The organism is Streptomyces cyaneochromogenes, from assembly GCF_003963535.1.
Lineage (GTDB): Bacteria > Actinomycetota > Actinomycetes > Streptomycetales > Streptomycetaceae > Streptomyces > Streptomyces shaanxiensis.
On record NZ_CP034539.1, the window covers coordinates 9,265,650 to 9,285,367 of the forward strand.

General features: G+C 71.6%; 19 protein-coding genes. 8 read left to right on the forward strand and 11 right to left on the reverse strand.

Features of this window, described 5'->3' with window-relative positions; translation table 11 throughout:
• The first annotated feature begins 7 nt into the window (after window positions 1-7).
• Window positions 8-3,478 carry a non-ribosomal peptide synthetase gene (locus EJ357_RS41810; protein WP_126397192.1) on the forward strand — a complete coding sequence of 1,157 codons (3,471 nt, stop codon included), beginning with the start codon at window positions 8-10 and terminating at the stop codon, window positions 3,476-3,478.
• A 70-nt stretch (window positions 3,479-3,548) separates the two neighbouring features.
• On the opposite strand, the gene EJ357_RS41815 is transcribed toward EJ357_RS41810, so the two are convergent.
• Both EJ357_RS41815 and EJ357_RS41820 read right to left on the reverse strand, forming a co-directional pair.
• On the reverse strand, window positions 3,549-4,565 hold the full coding sequence (locus EJ357_RS41815; RefSeq protein ID WP_126397193.1) for an iron-siderophore ABC transporter substrate-binding protein: 1,017 nt from the start codon (window positions 4,563-4,565) through the stop codon (window positions 3,549-3,551).
• Between the two features lie 179 nt (window positions 4,566-4,744).
• Window positions 4,745-5,698, reverse strand: a complete 954-nt coding sequence (locus EJ357_RS41820) for a methionyl-tRNA formyltransferase (RefSeq protein WP_126397194.1) — start codon at window positions 5,696-5,698, stop codon at window positions 4,745-4,747.
• 84 nt (window positions 5,699-5,782) lie between these two features.
• On the opposite strand from EJ357_RS41820, the gene EJ357_RS41825 reads away from it, so the two are divergent.
• The gene (locus EJ357_RS41825) at window positions 5,783-7,108 is read left to right on the forward strand and encodes a lysine N(6)-hydroxylase/L-ornithine N(5)-oxygenase family protein (RefSeq protein WP_126397195.1); all 1,326 of its coding nucleotides are present in this window, start codon (window positions 5,783-5,785) and stop codon (window positions 7,106-7,108) included.
• A 5-nt stretch (window positions 7,109-7,113) separates the two neighbouring features.
• On the opposite strand, the gene EJ357_RS41830 is transcribed toward EJ357_RS41825, so the two are convergent.
• The 3 genes from EJ357_RS41830 to EJ357_RS41840 all read right to left on the reverse strand — a co-directional run bounded on the left by EJ357_RS41830 (window position 7,114) and on the right by EJ357_RS41840 (window position 10,748).
• Window positions 7,114-7,761: an isochorismatase family protein gene (locus EJ357_RS41830; RefSeq protein ID WP_126397196.1), complete on the reverse strand. Its 648-nt coding sequence runs from the start codon at window positions 7,759-7,761 to the stop codon at window positions 7,114-7,116.
• Window positions 7,762-7,890: 129 nt separating this feature from the next.
• Complete coding sequence (locus tag EJ357_RS41835) at window positions 7,891-9,726, reverse strand: glycoside hydrolase family 15 protein (RefSeq protein ID WP_126397197.1); 1,836 nt, start codon at window positions 9,724-9,726, stop codon at window positions 7,891-7,893.
• Window positions 9,727-9,968: 242 nt separating this feature from the next.
• Entirely contained in the window at window positions 9,969-10,748 is a 780-nt protein-coding gene (locus tag EJ357_RS41840) for a DeoR/GlpR family DNA-binding transcription regulator (protein WP_126397198.1), read from the reverse strand.
• A 146-nt stretch (window positions 10,749-10,894) separates the two neighbouring features.
• Here EJ357_RS41840 and EJ357_RS41845 point away from each other — a divergent pair, with 146 nt between their 5' ends.
• From EJ357_RS41845 to EJ357_RS41855, 3 genes are all read left to right on the forward strand, one after another.
• Complete coding sequence (locus tag EJ357_RS41845) at window positions 10,895-11,776, forward strand: SIS domain-containing protein (protein ID WP_126397199.1); 882 nt, start codon at window positions 10,895-10,897, stop codon at window positions 11,774-11,776.
• 40 nt (window positions 11,777-11,816) lie between these two features.
• Window positions 11,817-12,671, forward strand: coding sequence for a class II fructose-bisphosphate aldolase (locus EJ357_RS41850; protein WP_126397200.1), 855 nt, complete (start codon window positions 11,817-11,819; stop codon window positions 12,669-12,671).
• 125 nt (window positions 12,672-12,796) lie between these two features.
• Window positions 12,797-13,141 carry a hypothetical protein gene (locus tag EJ357_RS41855; protein WP_126397201.1) on the forward strand — a complete coding sequence of 115 codons (345 nt, stop codon included), beginning with the start codon at window positions 12,797-12,799 and terminating at the stop codon, window positions 13,139-13,141.
• On the opposite strand, the gene EJ357_RS41860 is transcribed toward EJ357_RS41855, so the two are convergent.
• Window positions 13,131-14,264 (reverse strand): methyltransferase, encoded by a 1,134-nt coding sequence (locus EJ357_RS41860; RefSeq protein WP_126400747.1) that lies wholly within the window; start codon window positions 14,262-14,264, stop codon window positions 13,131-13,133. The two genes, EJ357_RS41855 and EJ357_RS41860, sit on opposite strands and share 11 nt — an antisense overlap.
• A 68-nt stretch (window positions 14,265-14,332) precedes the next feature.
• On the opposite strand from EJ357_RS41860, the gene EJ357_RS41865 reads away from it, so the two are divergent.
• Window positions 14,333-14,986 carry an alpha-ketoglutarate-dependent dioxygenase AlkB family protein gene (locus EJ357_RS41865; protein WP_126397202.1) on the forward strand — a complete coding sequence of 218 codons (654 nt, stop codon included), beginning with the start codon at window positions 14,333-14,335 and terminating at the stop codon, window positions 14,984-14,986.
• A gap of 36 nt (window positions 14,987-15,022) precedes the next feature.
• A complete protein-coding gene (locus tag EJ357_RS41870; RefSeq protein ID WP_126397203.1) occupies window positions 15,023-16,267 on the forward strand; it encodes an ROK family protein in 1,245 nt (414 codons plus the stop codon).
• A gap of 3 nt (window positions 16,268-16,270) precedes the next feature.
• Here EJ357_RS41870 and EJ357_RS41875 read toward each other — a convergent pair whose 3' ends face one another.
• Window positions 16,271-16,558, reverse strand: a complete 288-nt coding sequence (locus EJ357_RS41875) for a hypothetical protein (protein WP_126397205.1) — start codon at window positions 16,556-16,558, stop codon at window positions 16,271-16,273.
• Between the two features lie 94 nt (window positions 16,559-16,652).
• Here EJ357_RS41875 and EJ357_RS41880 point away from each other — a divergent pair, with 94 nt between their 5' ends.
• Entirely contained in the window at window positions 16,653-17,102 is a 450-nt protein-coding gene (locus EJ357_RS41880; RefSeq protein WP_126397206.1) for an RpiB/LacA/LacB family sugar-phosphate isomerase, read from the forward strand.
• 132 nt (window positions 17,103-17,234) lie between these two features.
• On the opposite strand, the gene EJ357_RS41885 is transcribed toward EJ357_RS41880, so the two are convergent.
• From EJ357_RS41885 to EJ357_RS41900, 4 genes are all read right to left on the reverse strand, one after another.
• Window positions 17,235-17,411, reverse strand: a complete 177-nt coding sequence (locus EJ357_RS41885) for a DUF1272 domain-containing protein (protein ID WP_126400750.1) — start codon at window positions 17,409-17,411, stop codon at window positions 17,235-17,237.
• A gap of 119 nt (window positions 17,412-17,530) precedes the next feature.
• Complete coding sequence (locus EJ357_RS41890; RefSeq protein WP_126397208.1) at window positions 17,531-18,439, reverse strand: phosphotriesterase family protein; 909 nt, start codon at window positions 18,437-18,439, stop codon at window positions 17,531-17,533.
• On the reverse strand, window positions 18,436-19,020 hold the full coding sequence (locus EJ357_RS41895; protein ID WP_126397210.1) for a DUF4865 family protein: 585 nt from the start codon (window positions 19,018-19,020) through the stop codon (window positions 18,436-18,438). Before EJ357_RS41895 ends, EJ357_RS41890 begins: the two co-directional genes overlap by 4 nt.
• A gap of 41 nt (window positions 19,021-19,061) precedes the next feature.
• The gene (locus tag EJ357_RS41900; protein ID WP_175647719.1) at window positions 19,062-19,649 is read right to left on the reverse strand and encodes a TetR/AcrR family transcriptional regulator; all 588 of its coding nucleotides are present in this window, start codon (window positions 19,647-19,649) and stop codon (window positions 19,062-19,064) included.
• Window positions 19,650-19,718: the final 69 nt, after the last annotated feature.

Here is a 19,718-nt window from a genome sequence, read left to right on the forward strand (position 1 = left end):
GGAACCGGTGACGCAGCACCACCCGACCGCGGACGAGCTGCTCCGTTCGGTCACCGACACATTCGGCTCGGAGGAAGCGCCGAGCGAGGACGACAGCCTCATCGCCTGGGGCCTGGACTCGATCACCCTGATGAAGATCGCGGGCGGCTGGCGGAAACAAGGCGTGCGGGTCAGCTTCGCGGAGCTGGCCAAGGACCCCACCCTGCGCGCCTGGCGCGAGCTGCTGGCAGCCCACATACCGGCCGGCGCGCGGCCCGCTGAGCGGACCCCGGCCCTGCCGCCCCCCGCGCCCGAGCCACGCGAGCCCTTCCCGCTGGCCGTGATGCAGCACGCCTACTGGATCGGCCGCGGCGACGAGACCACCCTCGGCTCCGTCGCGGCCCACCTCTACGTCGAGTTCGACGGCTCCGGCGTCGACCCCGACCGGCTGGACGCGGCCGTACGCGCTCTCGCGGCCCGCCACGGCATGCTGCGTGCCCGCTTCACCGACGACGGCCGTCAGCAGATCCTGCCCGACCTCACCCGTCCCGCGACCGTCGTCCACGACCTGCGGACGTCGGCCGCGGGGACCGTGGCGACACAGCTGGAGGACATCCGGAACTCCTCCTCGCACGCGCGCCTGGACATCGCGGCCGGGGAGGTCCTCTCCGTCCAGCTGTCGCTGCTGCCGGACGGTTCGAGCCGGCTGCACGTCGACGTCGACATGCTCGCCGCCGACGCGCTCAGCTACCGGGTGCTCCTCTCCGACCTCGCCAAGCTCTACCAGGACCTCGGCGCCCCCCTCCCCGCGATCCGCACCAGCTACCCCGAGTACCTCGCCGAGCGCACGGACGTGCGGCGGCTGAGCCGGGAGCAGGCCCAGCAGTGGTGGCAGCGGCGGATCCCCGAGCTGCCCAGCGCGCCCGAGCTCCCGCTCGTGCCCGAGGCCGAGCGCACCGACCCGACCCGGGTGACCCGCCGCCACCACTGGCTGCCGCCCGCGGAGAAGCGACGGCTCACCGTCCGCGCCCACCAGCACGGACTGACCCCGGCCATGGCCGTGGCGACCGCCTTCTCGGAGGTCCTGGCCGCCTGGAGCGGACAGCCCCGATTCCTGCTGAACGTCCCGATGTTCGACCGCAGGGGCTCCCACCCCGACGTCGACCTGCTCGTCGGCGACTTCACCAGCTCGGTGCTGCTCGACGTCGACCTGACCGTACCGGGCTCGTTCACCGAGCACGCGCGGCGCCTGCAGGACCGTATGCACACCGACGCGGCGCACTCCGACTACTCCGGCGTGGAGGTGCTGCGGGACCTCTCGCGCCACAACGGCGAACAGGTCCTGGCGCCCGTGGTGTTCACCAGCGCCCTCAACCTCGGCGAGCTCTTCGACCACGGCGTACGGCAGTCCTTCGGCAAGCCCGTCTGGATCATCTCCCAGGGGCCACAGGTACTGCTCGACGCCCAGGTCACCGAGGTCGACGGCGGACTGCTGGTCAACTGGGACGTCCGCGAGGACGCCTTCCCGGCCGGCCTGGTCGACGCCATGTTCGCCGCCTTCCACGGCCTCGTCACCCGGCTCGGCACCGACGACACGGTGTGGGAGCGGCCCGTGCCGGCCCTGCTGCCCGAGGGCCAGTCGTCGGTCCGCGCCACGGTCAACACCACCGAAGGCCCGCGCAGCCACCGGCTCCTGCACGAGGGCTTCTTCGAGCGCGCCGCCGAGCAGCCGCAGGTCCCTGCCCTGCTGTGGGACACCGAAGGCGCCCTGACCTATGGCGAGTTGGCCGACCGCGCGCTGCGCACCGCCGCCGCCCTGGCGGAGCGCGGCGTACGGCCCGGTGACATGGTCGCGGTCAGTCTCCCGAAGGGGCCCGACCAGATCACCGCCCTACTGGGGGTGCTGGCCGCGGGTGCCGCATACGTGCCGATCGGCGTCGAGCAGCCGCCCGCCCGCCGGGACCGCATCCGCGCCACCGCCGGATTCCGTGTCGCACTCACCGACGGACGCCCGGTCGAGGGCCTGCACGCCCTGCCCGTCGCGGAGGCGGTGGCGAGCGCACCCTTGCCGCAGCCGGTGACGGTGGACGAGGAGCAGCCCGCCTATGTGCTGTTCACCTCCGGATCCACCGGTGAGCCCAAGGGCGTCGAAGTGCCGCACCGGGCCGCCATGAACACCATCGACGACCTCAACGACCGCTTCGCCGTGGGCACTTCGGACCGCTGTCTCGCCCTGTCCGCGCTGGACTTCGACCTCTCCGTCTACGACATCTTCGGGCTGCTGAGCGCGGGCGGCGCGCTCGTGCTCGTGGACGAGGACGACCGGCGCGAGGCGAGCCGGTGGGCCGACCTCGCGCGCACGCACCAGGTGACGCTCCTCAACTGCGTGCCCCCGCTGCTCGACATGCTCCTCCTGGCCGCCGCTCCCGGCGAACTCGGCAGCCTGCGCGCGGTGTTGCTCGGCGGCGACTGGGTGGGCACCGACCTGCCGGGTCGGCTCGCCGAGCGGGCACCCGGATGCCGGTTCACCGGGCTGGGCGGGACCACGGAGACCGCGATCCACTCCACCGTCTGCGAGGTGACGGAGGCTCAAGTACCGGCGCACTGGCGGGCGGTGCCGTACGGCACTCCGCTGCGCAACGTCCGCTGCCGGGTCGTCGACGCCCATGGACGGGACTGTCCGGACTGGGTGCCGGGCGAGCTGTGGATCGGTGGGAGCGGGGTGGCCCTCGGTTATCGGGCCGATCCCTCCCGTACGGCCGAGAAGTTCACCGAGGCCGACGGGCTGCGCTGGTACCGCACCGGCGACCTCGCGCGGTACTGGCCCGACGGCACCCTGGAGTTCCTCGGCCGCCGCGACCACCAGGTCAAGGTGCGGGGCTTTCGGATCGAACTCGGTGAGGTGGAGGCGGCGCTCACCGGTCACCCCGCCGTACGGCGTGCAGTGGCCGGGCTGACCCGGGGTCAGGGCGTCCAGTTGGCGGCCGCGGTGGCGGCCGACAAGGGGGCGGAGGAGGACGAGCTGCGGGAGTGGGCGCGATCCGTGCTGCCGCCGCACATGGTGCCGTCCCGGATCGCCGTGGCCGAGGAACTCCCGCTCACCTCCAACGGCAAGCTCGACCGCCGTGCCGTACAGGACCTGCGGCAGGTGGCGGAGGCGGCACCGCAGCGGGCCCCCGGCACCGCCCTGGAGACCGTCGTGGCGCGGGTCTGGCAGGACGTCCTCGGCGTCGAACGCGTCGGCCTCGACGACGGCTTCTTCGCCCTCGGCGGCGACTCGGTGCTCGCCACGGTGATCGTCGGCCGGCTGCGCGAGGCGCTGGACACCTCCGCGGTGTCCGTACGCTCCCTCTTCGCGACCCTCACGGCCGGCGGCATGGCCAAGCGGCTGTCGGCCGAGGAGGAGACGCCCGGGCGGCTCGAACAGGTCGCCGCGATTCACCTGGAGATCGAGGACATGTCGGCCGACGAGATCGACTCGGCGCTGCGCGACACGTAAGCGGACGACAGAAGGAGGGGTGGGGTGCCCGCGGGCACCCCGCCCCTCCTCCGATTCCCCCTCGGGCGGTCTAGTCGAGCTTCTCGAACCCGGGCTCCAGGTTGTCCAGCGCCCAGGGGATGCCCAGCGCGGACGGGCTGCGCAGCTGGCTGATGGTCGCGACGTCGGTCACGACGTACCGGTCGTCCTTCACCGCGGACATGTTCTTCACCAGGTCACTGGACTCGAATGCCTTCTTCAGGTCCGGCGTCGTGAAGGCGATGACGGCCAGGTCGGCGTCGAGCTTGTCGAGCTGCTCGAAGGACAGCTCGCCCGTCGGGCTGCCGTTGACCGTCTTGATGTTCCTCACCGTCGGGGTCAGGCTCATCCCGACCTGGCTCATCAGCTTGGCGGCGAAGTCCTCCTCGGAGGCGATGGTGAAGATCTTCGCCGGGGTGTTGCCGATGGACAGGCTGTACGTCCTGCCCTGGAGCTTCGGATGCTTCGTCTTCACCGCGGCGATGCTGTCCTCGGTCTCCTTGATGACCTGCTCGCCCCGCGCCTCCTTGCCGACGGCCTTGGCGACCACCTGCACGTGTTCCTGCCAGGTCTGCTGCCCCCAGGCCGTCTCGTAGCCGATGGTCGGCGCCACGGCGGCGAGCTTCTTGTAGTCCTTGTCGAGGGTGAAGTCGGAGGTGGCGAGGATCAGATCGGGCTGGAGGGACGCCACCTTCTCGTAGTCGACGGCGGTCAGCGTGTCGAGGAGCTCGGTCTTCTTGGTGTCGATCTTGTCCTTCAGCCAGGGGTAGACGCCGTCCTTGCTGAGGGCGTCCTTGGACACGGCGACCGGTGTGACACCCAGGGCGTACAGCGCGTCGATGTCGTCCGTGCCGCCGTTGCCGATCACCACGATCCGCTCCGGCGCCTTGGTGATCTTTGTGGTGCCGAACTTGTGCTTGACGGACACCGGGAAGGCGGACGAGGAGTCCGCCTTCGCGTCGCCGGAGGCGTCGGAGGAGGTGTTCGAGTCGTCCTCGACGGAGCCGCAGGCTGCCAAGGCGGCGGCCAGGGTGACGGTGAGAAGGGTGGTGAGGGTCTTTCTCGTCATGTGCGTCCCTTGTCGCCGGTGAAGCAGGCCGGATCTGTACGGCCGTCAGTAAAGCAAGGTAAGCCTTGCCTTAACAACGGCTTTCGGACAACTTCTTTGTATCGGACGTGAGTTGACGTTTCGTCACCAAAGTTCGCGATCTGCTTCGGTCCTCGTCGGGCTTCATCGGCCTTCTTCGATCACGGGCGGGCGGTGAGGTAGCCCCCCATCGTGCGGAAGTAGTCGCTCGCCGCGTACTCCGTGCCGTCGTCGGTGCGCAGCCGCCTGACGAGCAGGCCCGGGTGTCGGCCCGTGTGGGCCTCGCTGCCCGCCACGATGACCACGCCGTCGCCCTCGCGGATGAAGATGCGACCCGGGGTGCCGCCGTAACGGCCCTCGGAGACGGCGGCTGAGACGATCCTGATCCGCTGCCCGCGATGGAACGCGTACGCGTTGGGGTACGGGTCCGACTGCGCCCGTACGAGCCGCTCCAGGCGCTCCGCCGGCCAGCTCCAGTCGATGCGGCTGTCCTCGAGCGAACGCTTGTGGAAGAAGCTCGCCCGCCTGCGGTCCTGTGGCTGCCAGTGGGTGGCGTCCTTGCCGGAGGCGATGAGGTCGAGCGACTCGCGCACGATCGGTGCGATCAGGTCGACCGTGCGGTGGAACAGGTCGGTCGCGGTGTCGGTCGGTCCGACCACTACCGAGCGCTGCACCAGGATGTCCCCGGCGTCCAGCTCGCCGTTCATACGGTGCGCGGTGACACCGACGCGCTCCTCCCCGTTGATGAGCGCCCAGATGATGGGCGAGAAGCCGGCGTAGGCGGGCAGCAGCGAGTCGTGGACGTTGAGCGTGCCGTGCGCAGGCAGGTCGAAGAGCTCTGGCGGCAGCCAGGTGCGCCAGTTGTTGGCGACGAGGATGTCGGGCCGGGCGGCCCGCACCGCGGCGAGGAGTTCGGGGTCGTCGGGACGGTTGCGCAGGAGTACGGGGACGCCGTGCTTCTCGGCCAGTTCGGCGACGGAGTCGTCCCAGATCTTCTCGTAGGCGTGGTCGCTCTTGGGGTGCGTGACCACGAGGACGACCTCGTGGTCGGAGTCCAGCAGGGCCTGGAGTGTGCGGTGACCCCAGGTCTGGTAGCCGAACATGGCGACGCGCATGCGGTTCTCCCCTTCGGCAGGCTCCATTGCAAGGTAAGGCTAACCTTATCTAACATGTGGCTGCCTGAGGGAGGCGATGCCACGGTGAAGTCACCGCTCACGGGATCGGACACCACCTACGACGTCCTCGGAATCGGCTTCGGGCCGTCAAATCTCGCATTGGCCATAGCGATTGACGAACACAACGCGGGCCTTCCGGCCGACCGTCGGACCAACGCCCTTTTCCTGGAGCGACAGCCGCGTTTCGGCTGGCACCGGGGCATGCTCATCGACGATGCCACCATGCAGGTGTCGTTTCTCAAGGACCTTGTGACGCTGCGCGATCCGGCCAGCGACTTCAGCTTCCTGTGCTTCCTGCGCGAGCGCGGCCGGCTGATCGACTTCCTGAACCAGAAGACGCTCTTCCCGCTCCGGGTCGAGTTCCACGAGTACTTCGAGTGGGCCGCCGAGCGGGTGCGGCACCTCGTGGCGTACGACCACTGCGTGACCGCCGTCGACCCGGTGCGCGACGAAAACGGCACGGTCGCGCACTTCGAGGTGGTCTGCCGTGACCCGGAGCGCCCGGGCCGACATCTCACCTACCGTGCCCGCGACATCAGCGTGGCCGTCGGCCTGGAACCGCATGTGCCGCCCGGCGTCGAACTCTCCGAACGCGTCTGGCACAACAGCCAGTTACTGCCCCGCGTGACCGAACTCGCCGCCGCCGGCGCGCCGGTGCACCGCGCGGTCGTCCTCGGCGCCGGGCAGAGCGCCGCCGAGACCGTCGACTATCTGCACCGCTCCTTCCCCCAGGCCGAGGTGTGCGCGGTGTTCGCCAAGTACGGCTACACCCCGGCCGACGACAGTCCGTTCGCCAACCGCATCTTCGACCCGGAGGCGGTGGACGTGTACTTCGGCGCGCCCTCCGAGGTCAAACAGTCCCTCTTCGACTACCACCGCTCCACCAACTACTCCGTCGTCGACATGGAGTTGATCGAGTCCCTGTACGCCACCGCGTACCAGGAGAAGGTCACCGGGCGTGAACGGCTGCGCTTCCTCAACGTCTCCCGCATCCGCGAGGTCGGTCGGCGCGGTGACGGCGGGCTCGACGTCGCGGTGGAGTTCCTGCCGACCGGCGAGCAGCAGGTCCTCGAGGCCGATGTGCTCGTGCACGCCACCGGATACCGGCCCCGCGACCTCACCGCCCTGCTCGGCGAGGCGGCGAAGGTCTGCCTGCGGGACGACGGGGACGCGATCCGGGTCTCCCGCGACCACCGCGTGGAGACCGCGCCCGACGTCGCCGCGGGCATCTATCTGCAGGGCAGTACCGAGCACACCCACGGGCTGACCTCGACCCTGCTGTCGACCACCGCGATCCGTGCCGGGGAGATCCACCGCTCCCTGCTGACCCGCCGCACCGCGCCCGTCTGAGCCGGTCAGACCGCCTCCGCCGCCGATACGGCGGGGTCGAAGGCCGCCGCCACCCGATCCGTGGACGTCACCGCCCCGCAGGTGTCCGCCACCCATTCGAGCGCGAACTCGTGGGTCCCGGCCGACACATCGGCGATGGCGTCCGCGACCACGAAGGGCTCCAGGTCCTCCACCCAGGCGTCGGCGGCCGTCATCAGCACGCCGACCCGGGCGAACAACCCGACGACCACCACCTGATCGCGGCTCAGCTCGCGTAACCGGCTGTCCAGCCGGGTGCGGGCGAAGGCGCTGTACTTCCGGGAGGTGAGCACGGTGTCGCCGATGCGCGGCATCGCCTGCTCGGCGAACACCTCGCCGTCCCTGTCGGTCGGCCGTCCTGAGGGTCGGCCGGTGGGTGCGGGACCCCGCTCACCGGCCGGCACCGAGTGGACGACGGGGACGCCCGCCGCGTGGGCGGCGTTCACCAACCGGCCGACGTTTGCGAGGAGTTCGGTGACCGGGGCGCCCTCGCGGTCCACCTCCCGCAGGAAACGCCGCTGCAGATTGAGCACCAGGAGCGCCGCCCGGGCCGGGTCGAGGGTCCACCCGGTCCGGTCGTCGGGCAGCATGGCGGGGGTCGGCATGACGTACGGGAAGATCGAGCCAGGCGTCATCTCTGGTTACCCTTCGGTGAGTTGGGGCTGCATCGACATGCGGCTCCGCGGCACACCTTATTAGGTTAGCCTCACCTAAGTTCTATGCCTCGCCCGTGAAACCCGTGAACTCGCCTCACCGAACTCGCCTCACCCCAGGGCGCGGTCCAGGTTGAAGGCGGCGCTGATCAGGGCGAGATGGGTGAACGCCTGCGGGAAGTTTCCCTGTTGCTCACCGGTGTGGCTGATCTCCTCGGCGTACAGGCCCAGATGATTGGCGTACGTCAGCATCTTCTCGAAGGCGAGCCGCGCCTCGTCGATCCGGCCGGCCCGGACCATGGCCTCGACGTACCAGAACGAGCAGATCGAGAACGTGCCCTCGTCGCCGCGCAGCCCGTCGGGGCTCGCCGTCGGGTCGTAGCGGTAGACCAGCGAGTCGGACACCAGCTCCTCGGTGAGCGCGTCCAGGGTGGACAGCCACTTGGGATCGGTCGGCGCGATGAACTTCGACAGCGGCATCATCAGCACGGCCGCGTCCAGGACGTCGCCGTCCTCGTGCTGGACGAAGGCCTTGCGCGTCTCGGACCAGCCGTGCTTCATGATCCGCCGGTAGATCGTGTCCCGGCACTCCTGCCAGCGCGGCAGATCGGCGGGCAGGCCGCGCCGGTTGGCCATGCGGATCCCCCGCTCGATCGCCACCCAGCACATCAGCCGCGAGTACAGGAAGTTCTTCCGGCCGCCGCGGGTCTCCCAGACGCCCTCGTCGGGCTGGTCCCAGTGCTCGCACACCCAGTCCACCAGCGCGCACACGTCGTCCCACTGGTCGCTGGAGATCGGCTGCGCCCACTTGTCGTAGAGGTAGATCGAGTCGACCAGCGCCCCGTAGATGTCGAGCTGCAGCTGGTCGGCGGCGGCGTTGCCGACGCGCACCGGGGCGGAGCCGAGGTGGCCCTCCAGATGGTCGAGCTCGCGCTCTGGCAGGTCGGCGCGGCCGTCGATGCCGTACATGATCTGCAGCGGGCCGGAGTGGCGGCCGTCGCCCCGGCTGACGTGCCGGGTCAGGAACTGCATGAACGCCTCGGCCTCGCTGGTGAAGCCCAGCCGCAGCAGCGCGTACACACAGAAGGCGGCGTCCCGGATCCACACGTACCGGTAGTCCCAGTTGCGTTCGCCGCCGATCTCCTCGGGCAGGCTCGTCGTCGGCGCGGCCACGATGGCGCCGGTGGGCGCGTAGGTGAGCAGCTTCAGGGTGAGGGCGGAGCGGTGCACCATCTCCCGCCAGCGGCCCCGGTACTTGGAGGCGGACAGCCAGCGCCGCCAGTACTCGACGGTGCTGTGCAACTGTGCCTCGGCCTCGGAGTGTGCGCACCGGCGCGGGGCCACGTCGCCGCCGACCTGGTCCAGCGCGAACACCGCCGACTCGCCCTGGGCGAGCTTGAACTCGGCGTGGGCGTCCAGGTCGTCGGCCTCCAGCGGTACGGTCGCGGTCAGCCCGAGCGACAGCTTCTCGGACTCGAAGACCGCGACGTCGCCGACCATGCGCACGGTGTGCGGCCGGGCGCCGTACTCGAAGCGCGGCGCCACCCGGGTCCGGAACGGGATCGATCCGCGCACGCACACCACGCGCCGGATCAGCCGATGGCGTTCCGCCTCGACCGAGTCGCCGTCGACCGGCATGAAGTCCTGCACCTCGCCGACGCCGTCCTCGGTGAAGAACCGGGTGATCAGGATGTTGGTGTCGGGGAAGTAGAACTGCTTGGTCCTGGCCGGTACCGCGGCCGCCAGCTCGAAGCAGCCGCCCCGCTCGGCGTCCAGGATCGCCGCGAAGACGCTGGGCGCGTCGAAGGCGGGGCAGCAGTACCAGTCGATCGTGCCGTCCGTGCCGACCAGGGCCACACTGCGCAGGTCGCCGATCAGCCCGTGCTCGGCGATCGGCACATACCGCGAAGCCGCCGGTCCGTCGTGGTCGATCGGTGTCGTGCTCATCGCAGCCTCCCTGGCCCGCCATGCGCCTCGCTCCCAGCGTAGGGGGAATCGGGCGGGCGAGGGCCCGGGATCGGGAGCGGGGGCGGGCCGGTGGTGGGGATCCGGGCACGGGGCGGTGATGCGGATGGGGGGGCGCGGGCCGGTGATGTGGATCGGGGCGGGGTTCGGGGGAGGGGTGGGCCGAAGGCAGGCCGCTGATCAGGAGCAGGCCCGGGAACGGGGGGGCGAATCGGGACCCGGGATCAGACCGAGATGACGCTCAGCCCCGCCTCCTCGAAGCCCCGCACCGTCTCCGCCGGCGCCGCCGTGTCCGTGACCAGGGTGTCCACCGCGTCGGCCGCGCAGATCCGGGCGAACGCCCGCCGGCCCAGCTTGCTGGAGTCCGCGGCCACGATCACGCGCTCGGCCCGCTCGCACAGCAGCCGGTTGATGGCCGCCTCCGCCTCGTCGTGCGCGGCGGCGCCGTGCGTGACGTCGAACGCGACGACGCCGAGCACCGCCACGTCGATGGTGATCTGGGCCAGTACCCCGTCCGCGAGCGGCCCGATGAGCTCGTACGACTGCGGGCGCGCGACCCCGCCGGTGACCACGATCTTGAACTGGGGACGTACGGCCAGCTCATTGGCGATGTTGAGCGCGTTCGTGACGACGGTCAGCGCGGGCGAGCCGGACGCCAGGTCGCTGCGCACCGCCAGGGCGCGGGCCACCTCGGTGGTCGTCGTGCCGCCCGTCAGCCCCACGGCCTCGCCGGGCGCGACGAGGTCGGCCACCGCCTTGGCGATGCGCTGTTTCTCGGAGGCGTGCCGGGCCGTCTTGTAGCGCAGCGGCAGTTCGTACGACACCCCGTGCACGACCGCGCCGCCCCGCGTGCGGACCAGCATCTGCTGCTCGGCGAGCTGGTCGAAGTCGCGGCGGATCGTGGCGGCCGACACCGCCAGCTCGGCGGCCGCCTCCTCGACGTCCAGCCGGCCCCGCTCGACGAGCAGCTCCAGCAGCGCCTTCCAGCGGGCATCGCGCGACATCCGCCCTCCATTCCTCGATCTCCGGCGACCTTAGCGCACGCCCCTTCCTTCAGAATGCTTGATTCTGCTCGAAAGATAGCGTTATCTTGCAAGAACAAGCATTGCAGTCTCGGTGAGGCTCAGTGGGAAGCCCGGAGGGTGGCGACATGACCCATGTCGAGGACGAACTCAACAGCCAGCCCGAGTGCTGGACACGAGCCGCGGCGCAGGCCGCCGGCCTCGGCGGGATGCTGCCGGCGCCGGGGGAGCGGGTCGCGGTGGTCGGCTGCGGCACGTCGTACTTCATGGCGCAGGCGTTCGCCGCGCTGCGCGAAGGGGCGGGCCAGGGGGAGACGGACGCCTTCGCCGCCTCGGAGTTCCCGCACGGGCGCACGTACGACCGTGTCCTCGCCCTCACCCGCTCCGGCACCACCACCGAAGTCCTGGAACTTCTGGGGCGGTCGAGGGACCGTACCCGCACCACGGCGATCACCGCCGACCCGGGCACGCCCGTCATGACGGCGGCGCACGACGTCGTCGTCCTCGACTACGCGGACGAACGGTCCGTCGTGCAGACCCGGTTCGCGACCACCGCCCTCACCCTCCTGCGCGCCCACCTCGGCCTGCACACCGACGCCGTCGTGACCGACGCCCGCACCGCACTCTCCGGCGAACTGCCCGAAGGGCTCGTGGCGTGCGGACAGTTCACCTTCCTGGGCCGTGGCTGGACCGTCGGGCTGGCCAACGAGGCCGGGCTGAAGATGCGCGAGGCCTCGCTGTCCTGGACCGAGGCCTACCCGGCCATGGAGTACCGGCACGGCCCGATCAGCATCACCACGAGCGGCACCGCGACCTGGATGTTCGGCGCGGCGCCCGACGGACTGGCCGAACAGGTGCGCTCCACCGGCGGGTTGTGGATCGAGGGCCGTCTCGACCCCCTCGCCGAACTGGTCCGCGCCCAGCGGCTCGCGGTCGCCGTCGCCGCCGCCCGAGGCCTCGACCCGGACCAGCCGCGGCACCTCACCCGCTCGGTGATCCTCGCCCCCTGAACACGCCCCCTGCGCGCCGAGACAGGAGAAAGGACAGGCCGTGCCCCTCGTGACCACCGGCGAGCTCATCACCCGTGCCGCCGCAACCCGCTCCGCCGTCGCCGCCTTCAACGTCATCACGCTGGAGCACGTCGAGGCGGTCATCGCAGGTGCGGAGTCGGTGGGCTCGCCCGTCGTCCTGCAAGTCAGCGAGAACGCCGTCAAGTTCCGCTACGGGCGGCTCCTGCCGCTCGCCCGCGCGACCGTCGCCGCCGCCGAACGCGCCGCCGTCCCCGTCGCGCTGCACCTCGACCACATCCAGAGCGACGACCTGCTGCGCCAGGCGCCGGACGCCGGGTTCAGCTCCGTGATGTACGACGCGGCCCGTCTGCCGTACGCGGACAACCTCGCAGCGACGAAGGCGGCTGCCGACTGGGCGCACGCCCAAGGCCTCTGGATCGAGGCCGAGTTGGGGCGGCTCGGCGGCAAGGACGGCGAGCCGCCGCTCGACGCCCACGCCCCCGGCGCCCGTACCGACCCCGCCGAGGCCCATGCCTTCGTCACCGACTCCGGCGTGGACGCCCTCGCGGTGGCCGTCGGCAGCTCGCACGCCATGACCACCCGCACCGCCACCCTCGACCACGAACTCCTCAAACGCCTGGCCGCCACCCTGGACGTCCCCCTCGTCCTGCACGGCTCCTCCGGCGTCCCCGACGACGAACTGACCGCGGCCGTCGCGGGCGGCATCACCAAGGTCAACGTCGGCACGGCCCTCAACATCGCGATGACGTCCGCGATCCGCGACTTCCTCGCCGCCCACCCCGAGGCGGTCGACTCGCGCAAGTACCTGAGCGTGGGGCGGGAGGCGATGGCCCGGGCGGTGGCCGGCATCATCGGCGTCCTGAGGGCTCCCTGACCGATCGCCCCGTGTGGATAGTTAGGCATGCCTAAGTCGAAGCGCGTGCCGGAACTGGGCGAGATCCAGAAGACGTTGCTCATCCCGCCGTCCTGGTCTACCTCGACGAGGACCAGGTCCGCTCGGTGTTCGACCTCGTCGCCGAGCGGCTGCCCGGCGCCGAGCTGGCATCGGAGACGGCGAGCAGCTGTGTGGTCGACCGGCAGGACGGCCATGACGTCCTCGCCAAGATGGCCGCGCGCATGCGCTGGAGCTGCGACGACCCCGGGGAGGCCGAGTCCTGGCGCCCGGACGTCCACCTCGCCGAGTCACGCACCTTCGCCGACTTCACCGGCCCCGTCCGCAGCGCCGTCCCGCTCTCCGTACGGCTGCTGCTGCGGGCCATGACGGTGCTCCGGCGCCGCGAGATCGAGTCGTACCGCCTGAACCGCTGCCGCGTCGGGGACCCGGACCGCACCGTCACCTCTTGACGGCCCGCAACACCACGAACTTCGGGTCGCTGGCGACCAGTTGGCTGTTGCCGAACAGCTTCCGCAGCTTCACGTGGTAGCCGAGATGCCGGTTGCCGATCACCCACAGCTCACCGCCCGGCCGGAGCGCGCGCCGGGCGCCCGTGAACATCCGCCAGGCCGTCGTGTCGGTCGTCGCCTGGTGGGAATGGAACGGCGGATTGTTGAGCACGAGGTCGACACTCCCGGCCGGCACACCCGCCAGCCCGTCCCCGACCCGGAACTCGGCGTGCCCGGGTACCTGGTTCGCCCTGTGCGTCGCCTCCGCCGAGGCCACGGCCTGGAACGACTCGTCGACGAACAGCACCTCGGCCTGCGGGTTCGCCAGCGCCACCGCCGTACCGACGACACCGTTGCCGCAGCCGAGGTCCACCACGCGTTGCGCGCCCTTGCTGTCGGGCAGGTGCCCCAGGAAGAACCGCGTGCCGATGTCGAGCCGGTCGGCGCAGAAGACGCCGGCGTGATTGACCACCGTGCGCCCCGAGACCGCGCCGATGCCGTCGGGGAGGTCGTAGGTGTAAGGCCACGGGTTGGCGGGCCGCGTGGGTGCGGGCTCGGGAGTGCAGAAGATCAGCCGGGCCTTCTTCTCGGCGAGCGAGGTGCGGGTCGGGCCGAGGATCCGCTCGAACAGCTGGAGCGTCGAGGTGTGGATCTCCTTCACCATCCCGGTGCCCACCACGACCGTGCCCTCGTGCACCGCGGGCGCCAGCCGCAGCAACTGGTCCTCCAGCAGCGCCAGGCTCTTCGGCACCCGCACGACAAGGACGTCGATGCGCTCCGGCGGCGTGTCCTGCGTGGTGAGCAGCCGGACCGTGCCGGGCTCGACGCCGAGCCGGGCGAGGTTGGCGCGGGTCGCTTCCTGGGCCAGGTACGAGTCGGTGATCTGCACCGGGCCGTGCGCCGCGAGCGCGGTGACCAGGGCGCCCCAGCGGTCACCGAGGACCACGACCGTGCCGGAGAGCGGGACCTCCCGTTCCGCCAGATGCCTGAGGAGGTACTCGTCGGAGGCGTCCCAGGCGCGCAGCCTGTCGCGGGGGTCCTCGGGGTAACGGGTCAGCGCGAGCTCGCCCCAGGGCGTCGTCATACGGTCGTTCATCGTGCGTCAAGGCTAGCTGAGCCGCAGCTCACGACGGGTGGGGGAGGATGGAGGACATGGACACCGAGCTGTTCCCCCGGGAGCGTACGGAGGTATCGCCGGGCGCGGTGCACCTGCCCGACTGGCTGGACGCGCCCGCGCAGCGCGAGCTGCTGGAGGCGTGCCGCGCGTGGGCACGCCCACCGGCCGGCCTGCGTACGGTGCGCACCCCCGGCGGCGGCACCATGACCGCCCGGCAGGTCTGCCTGGGCTGGCACTGGTACCCGTACGCCTATGCCCGCACGGTCGTCGACGGCGACGGCACCCCGGTGAAACCGTTCCCCGAGTGGCTGGGCGAGCTGGGCCGCCGGGCGGTGCGCGACACCCTGGGCGAGCCGTGGGCGGCGCCATCGGCGGCGTACGACATCGCGCTGATCAACTTCTACGACGCCGACGCCCGCATGGGCATGCACCGCGACAGCGACGAGAAGTCCGACGCACCCGTGGTGTCCCTGAGCCTCGGCGACACCTGCGTCTTCCGCTTCGGCAACACCGAGACCCGGACCCGGCCGTACACGGACGTCGAGCTGCGCAGCGGCGACCTGTTCGTGTTCGGCGGCCCGTCGCGGCTCGCCTACCACGGTGTGCCGAAAGTACAGCCCGGCACCGCACCGCCGGAGTTGGGGCTGACCGGGCGGCTGAACCTCACGCTCAGGGTGAGCGGGCTGTAGGCCGCCACACCTGCGGATCATGGGAGACTCGCCCTCATGAGCGGCAACGCGGACCCCCGGCCGGCGGGGGAAGGGACCACCTCGAGGACGCGGTTGGACCGGGGGCGCGGTGCGCTCGGGCCCGCGCTGGAGCTCGTGCACACCGGACGCGCCCCCACGCGTGCCGTCCTCACCGCCGAGCTCGGCGTGACCCGGGCCACGGCCGGCGCGGTCGCCTCCGAGCTGGAGGCGCTCGGGCTGATCCGGGTGGACGCCCGGCCCACCGCGTCGGCCGGTTCGCAGGGGCGCCCCTCGCACCGGCTGTCGGTCGCCGAGGACGGGCCCGTGGTCCTCGCCGCACAGGTCCACGCCGACGGGTTCCGGGCGGCGCTGGTCGGTCTCGGCGGCCGTATCGTCGCCACTTCGCCCGGCTGCGAGACGGTCGACGCCGATCCGGCGAAGGTTCTCGGCTCGGTCGTCGAGGCAGGCGCCGACCTGCTGCGCACCACGGGCCGTCGCTGCGCAGGCGCGGGCCTGGCCGTCCCCTCCGCGGTCGCGGAACCCGACGGCCTGGCGCTCAACCCCCTGCACCTCGCCTGGCCCGTGGGCGCGCCCGTGCGCCGGATCTTCGCGGAGTGCGTGCGCGCGGCCGGGATCAGCGGACCGGCGTTCACCGGTAACGACGTCAACCTCGCCGCGCTCGCCGAACACCGGCACGGCGCGGGGCGCGGCTCCCGCGACCTGCTGTGCGTGGCCACCGGCCACCGGGGCGTCGGCGGCGCGCTCGTGCTGGACGGCCGTCTGCACACCGGCAGTTCGGGCCTGGCCCTGGAGGTCGGCCACCTCACCGTCAATCCCGAGGGCAGACCCTGCCACTGCGGCAGCCGCGGCTGCCTCGACGTCGAGGCCGACCCGCTGGCCCTGCTCACGGCGGCCGGCCGCGAGCCCGGCCCCGAGGTCTCCCTGCTCCAGCAGGCCAAGGACCTGATCCGCACCCAGTACGACGACGACCCGGCGGTCCGCACGGCCACCGAGGCCCTCATCGACCGCCTCGGCCTCGGCCTCGCCGGCCTGGTCAACATCCTCAACCCGGACCGCATCATCCTCGGCGGCCTGCACCGCACCCTCCTCGACGCCGACCCCGAGCGCCTGCGCGCCGTCGTCGCCGACCGCAGCCTGTGGGGCCAGAGCGGCGGCGTCCCGATCCTCGCCTGCACCCTCGACCACAACAGCCTTGTCGGCGCGGCCGAGTTGGCGTGGCAGCCGGTGCTGGACGATCCGCTGGGTGCGCTGGCGTCGTAGGCCTCACCGCTCCTCGGCGGTGTTGAGGATCCGCGTCCGGGGCGCCCCGGCCAGCGCGGGCGCGTTCTCGGACGAGGACCACACCCTCGTCCTGAGGAAGCCCAGGAACCGCTCGGCGTCGGCCACGTCGTCGAAGTCGAGGTCGACGACGACGTAGGCGGGGTCGTCGACCGGCTGCTGGACACGGTAGTGACGCACGCCCGCGTCCGCGCGCGCCGGCGCGAAGCGGTCGAAGGCCGTCTTCCACCTGGCGAAGTCCGTGATCGGATGCTCGATGTGCAGGGTCGGCATGGCTCCTCCTCGGCCGTTCCCGCCGGTCACCTCCATGCTCGGCCGCCGCCCGGACGGCCGCACCCCCGGCGTGGACCTGGGTACGCTTCGTGCCATGCGGATCTCCGTTTCCTCGGACATGGACGAACCCGTGGCGCGCTCCCTCGTCACCGAGCTGCGAGACCGCGGCCACGAGGTGGTGACGTACGGCGCGCTCAGCCCCGGTGCCGACCCCCAGTGGGCCGCCTGCTCCGAGGCAGCCGCCCGCGAGGTCGCCGACGGGACGGCCGACCAGGCGGTCGTGTGCTGCTGGACCGGCACGGGCGCGTCGATCGCCGCGAACAAGGTGCCCGGGGTGCGGGCGGCCCTGTGCACCGACGCGTACACCGCGGACGGCGCCCGCCGCTGGAACGACGCCAACGTCCTCGCCCTGAGCCTGCGGCTGACGTCCGAGCCGCTGCTCAAGGAGATCCTCGACGCCTGGTTCGCCGGTGCGGCGAGCGAGGACGCGCAGGACCGGGAGAACGTGGCGCACATCGGGCGACTGGATCTCGGTAGGGCCTAGGTGTATTGACCCGCAGGGTTGTTGACGCGGGTGAGGGGTGGCTGGCCGCCGGGTGCGGTTGAAGCGTTCGACCTCGCCGATGGTGCACCGGCCCTGCGGTCCCCCTGCCCCAAAGGCGGCAGCGAGGCGCCGTCACGCACGGCGAGGTCTGGGGACCAGCTCGCCAGCGCAGTTGGGACAGACGTCCCGCATGGCATCGCCGCACGGCACGCAGAACGTGCACTCGTACGAGCAGATGCGGGCAGCCGCGTCGAGCGGCAGCTCCGCCGTCCCGCACCGCTCACAGCGATCACGCATCTCCAGCGCCATGTCGTCCGCCTTCCTCACGGGTCAGTTCCGTCGCCTTTCCATCCTCCGTGCGCCGGAAGTGGCCGAAAGTGTTCGGCGGGACAAAGATCAACGCGATCGGGCCATGCTCCGGCCGCAGGTCAGCGCCAGTCGACGGCGAAGGCCCGGCCGGGGTTGTCGGTGAGGACGCGTTCCACCAGTTCCTCGCCGAGGGCGAGCGCGAGCCGCGGACGCACCCGGCGCAGCAGGTACGGCATCCCGGGACCCCCGTCGACCGACCGCGCCCCGGCCACGACCGTGTCCCCGCCGAGCAGCAGCCGGTGCCCGAACCCGGCCTCGGCCAGCGCCCGCATCGCGTCCGGCATGCGCCAGTCGGTGGCGTGATGGGCGCGTGAGGGCCCGTCGAAGGCCAGCCAGCAGCCCGCCTCGGCGGCCTGGCGGTGGAGCAGAGGGTCGGGGGAGCGGTTGAGATGGCCGAGGATCACCCGGTACGGCGGGACGCCCGACTCTCCGCACAGCAGGTCCAGTACGTCGAGCGCACCCGTCCCCACCTCCAGGTGCACGGCGATGGGCGCGCCCGTCGCGTGGTGGGCCTCGGCGGCGGCGGTCATCGTCCAGCGGGCGTGCGCGTCGAGGGCGTGGAAGCCGCCGGCGACCTTGATCAGACCGGCGCGGACCCCGGAAGTGCCGATGCCCTCGGTCAGTTCGGCCACGAAGAGTTCGGCCGGCCCGCCGCGCAGCGCGTCGAGTGACTCCGGGGCGTAGTGCGCCGCTTGATGCAGGCCCGTCGCGCAGACCAGGTGCACCCCACAGGCCCGGGACAGCGGCGGCAGGTCGGCTGCCCGGCGCCCCATGCCGTACGGCGTCCACTGCACGACGGCCGAACCGCCGGCCGCGCGGAACGCGTCCAGCTCGGCGCGCGCTGCGGTGGCGTCCTGGAGCTCCTGGCCGGGCAGTTGCGGGCTGCGCAGGAAGAGGTGGTCGTGCGCGTCGCACACGCCGAGCCGCTCGGGTCGCACATCCCCGAGGACCGTACGGACAGCACTCACCACTGCCGGCCCCGCGGCAGCGCCCCGCGCCCCGGTGCCGACAGGTGCAGCACCTGGTACACATCGCCCTCGGTCTTTGGCGTGTCGTGCGTCCAGAGCGAGAAGTGGACCAGCTCCCACGCGTGCGTGTCGACGGCGGCCGCGGTCAGCACGGCGCCGTCCCGCGTCGCCAGCCGCTCGGTCTCGTTCGCCGCGTCCGCCATGAACGCGGCCAGCTCCACGCCGTCCGGCACCGGTTGACGCCGACGCACGGCAAGCCTGGCGGGGGAGTCCGCGGCGCCGCCCTCCGCGTACGCGAGCCCCGTCCACTGACGTACCCGCGGCCGCCCGAAGTCGTTCACGGGTCCCTGGAAGGCGCCTCCCCACAGGAAGGCGTTCATGCCCTCCATGGTGTTCCAGAGGTAGAAGGGCCCGTACTGGTTGACCGGCGAGCCGTGCACGCCGCGCTCACGCAGCAGGTACGCCTTCGTGCCGAGGCCGTCCCAGCCGTCCAGCAGATGGCCGACCCGGGCGACGCGGGAGCGGATGACATCCATGTCGTGATCGGCGGGCAGCGTGAACTCGTACTGCATGGCATGCATGCCAAGTCCCTTCTCGGGCCGAATGGTCGCTCACGTGTCGGTCACGTGCTCGTGCCCTCGGCGGTCGTGTGGTCCCGCGGGGCGAGCAGCGAGAGCAGCCCCCGGACGCCCACGTCGAAGGCGGTGGGTGAACCGGACGCGCGGGCGAGGACGTAGCCGCCCTGTACGGTCGCGACGATCGTCGCCGCGATCGTCTCGCCGTCGAGCCCGGCCGCGAACTGGCCCTGCTCCTTGCCTTCCTCGACGATCCCGGCCAGCCGCTCCCGCAGCCAGTCGAGCGTCTCGTCGACAGGCGTGCGCAGTTCGTCGCTGGCGATCACGTCCGGGTCCATCGTCAGCCGCCCGATCGGACAGCCGCGCAGTACGTCGCGCTCGCGCCGCAGATACGCCTCGATGCGCTCGTACGGCGTTCCCGGACCGTCGAGTACTCCCGCCGCGGTTGCCCGCATCTCCTCGGCGGTCCGCCGGATCGCGGCCAGGGCGAGATCCGGCTTCCCCTTGAAGTGGTGGTACATGCTGCCCTGCCCGGCGCCCGAGCGCTCCAGGATCGCCTTGGGGCTGGTGCCCACATAGCCGCGCTCCCACAGCAGCTCGCGGGTGGACTCGATCAGCCGCTCCGAGGTGCTCATGCCGTCACTGTACATACTAGTAGTTACAGAAGTCGAGCCTTCATGGAGCAGCGGAATCACCGCTGTGTA

Bases quoted from the DNA above. Each gene is read 5' to 3' on its own strand.
- EJ357_RS41875 (WP_126397205.1), bottom strand. From the start codon at position 16,558: ATGCCGACCCTGCACATCGAGCATCCGATCACGGACTTCGCCAGGTGG.
- EJ357_RS41870 (WP_126397203.1), top strand. From the start codon at position 15,023: ATGAGCGGCAACGCGGACCCCCGGCCGGCGGGGGAAGGGACCACCTCG.
- EJ357_RS41895 (WP_126397210.1), bottom strand. From the start codon at position 19,020: ATGCATGCCATGCAGTACGAGTTCACGCTGCCCGCCGATCACGACATG.
- EJ357_RS41860 (WP_126400747.1), bottom strand. From the start codon at position 14,264: ATGACGACGCCCTGGGGCGAGCTCGCGCTGACCCGTTACCCCGAGGAC.
- EJ357_RS41885 (WP_126400750.1), bottom strand. From the start codon at position 17,411: ATGGCGCTGGAGATGCGTGATCGCTGTGAGCGGTGCGGGACGGCGGAG.
- EJ357_RS41820 (WP_126397194.1), bottom strand. From the start codon at position 5,698: ATGCGCGTCGCCATGTTCGGCTACCAGACCTGGGGTCACCGCACACTC.
- EJ357_RS41845 (WP_126397199.1), top strand. From the start codon at position 10,895: ATGACCCATGTCGAGGACGAACTCAACAGCCAGCCCGAGTGCTGGACA.
- EJ357_RS41900 (WP_175647719.1), bottom strand. From the start codon at position 19,649: ATGAGCACCTCGGAGCGGCTGATCGAGTCCACCCGCGAGCTGCTGTGG.
- EJ357_RS41835 (WP_126397197.1), bottom strand. From the start codon at position 9,726: ATGAGCACGACACCGATCGACCACGACGGACCGGCGGCTTCGCGGTAT.
- EJ357_RS41830 (WP_126397196.1), bottom strand. From the start codon at position 7,761: ATGACGCCTGGCTCGATCTTCCCGTACGTCATGCCGACCCCCGCCATG.
- EJ357_RS41840 (WP_126397198.1), bottom strand. From the start codon at position 10,748: ATGTCGCGCGATGCCCGCTGGAAGGCGCTGCTGGAGCTGCTCGTCGAG.
- EJ357_RS41865 (WP_126397202.1), top strand. From the start codon at position 14,333: ATGGACACCGAGCTGTTCCCCCGGGAGCGTACGGAGGTATCGCCGGGC.
- EJ357_RS41880 (WP_126397206.1), top strand. From the start codon at position 16,653: ATGCGGATCTCCGTTTCCTCGGACATGGACGAACCCGTGGCGCGCTCC.
- EJ357_RS41815 (WP_126397193.1), bottom strand. From the start codon at position 4,565: ATGACGAGAAAGACCCTCACCACCCTTCTCACCGTCACCCTGGCCGCC.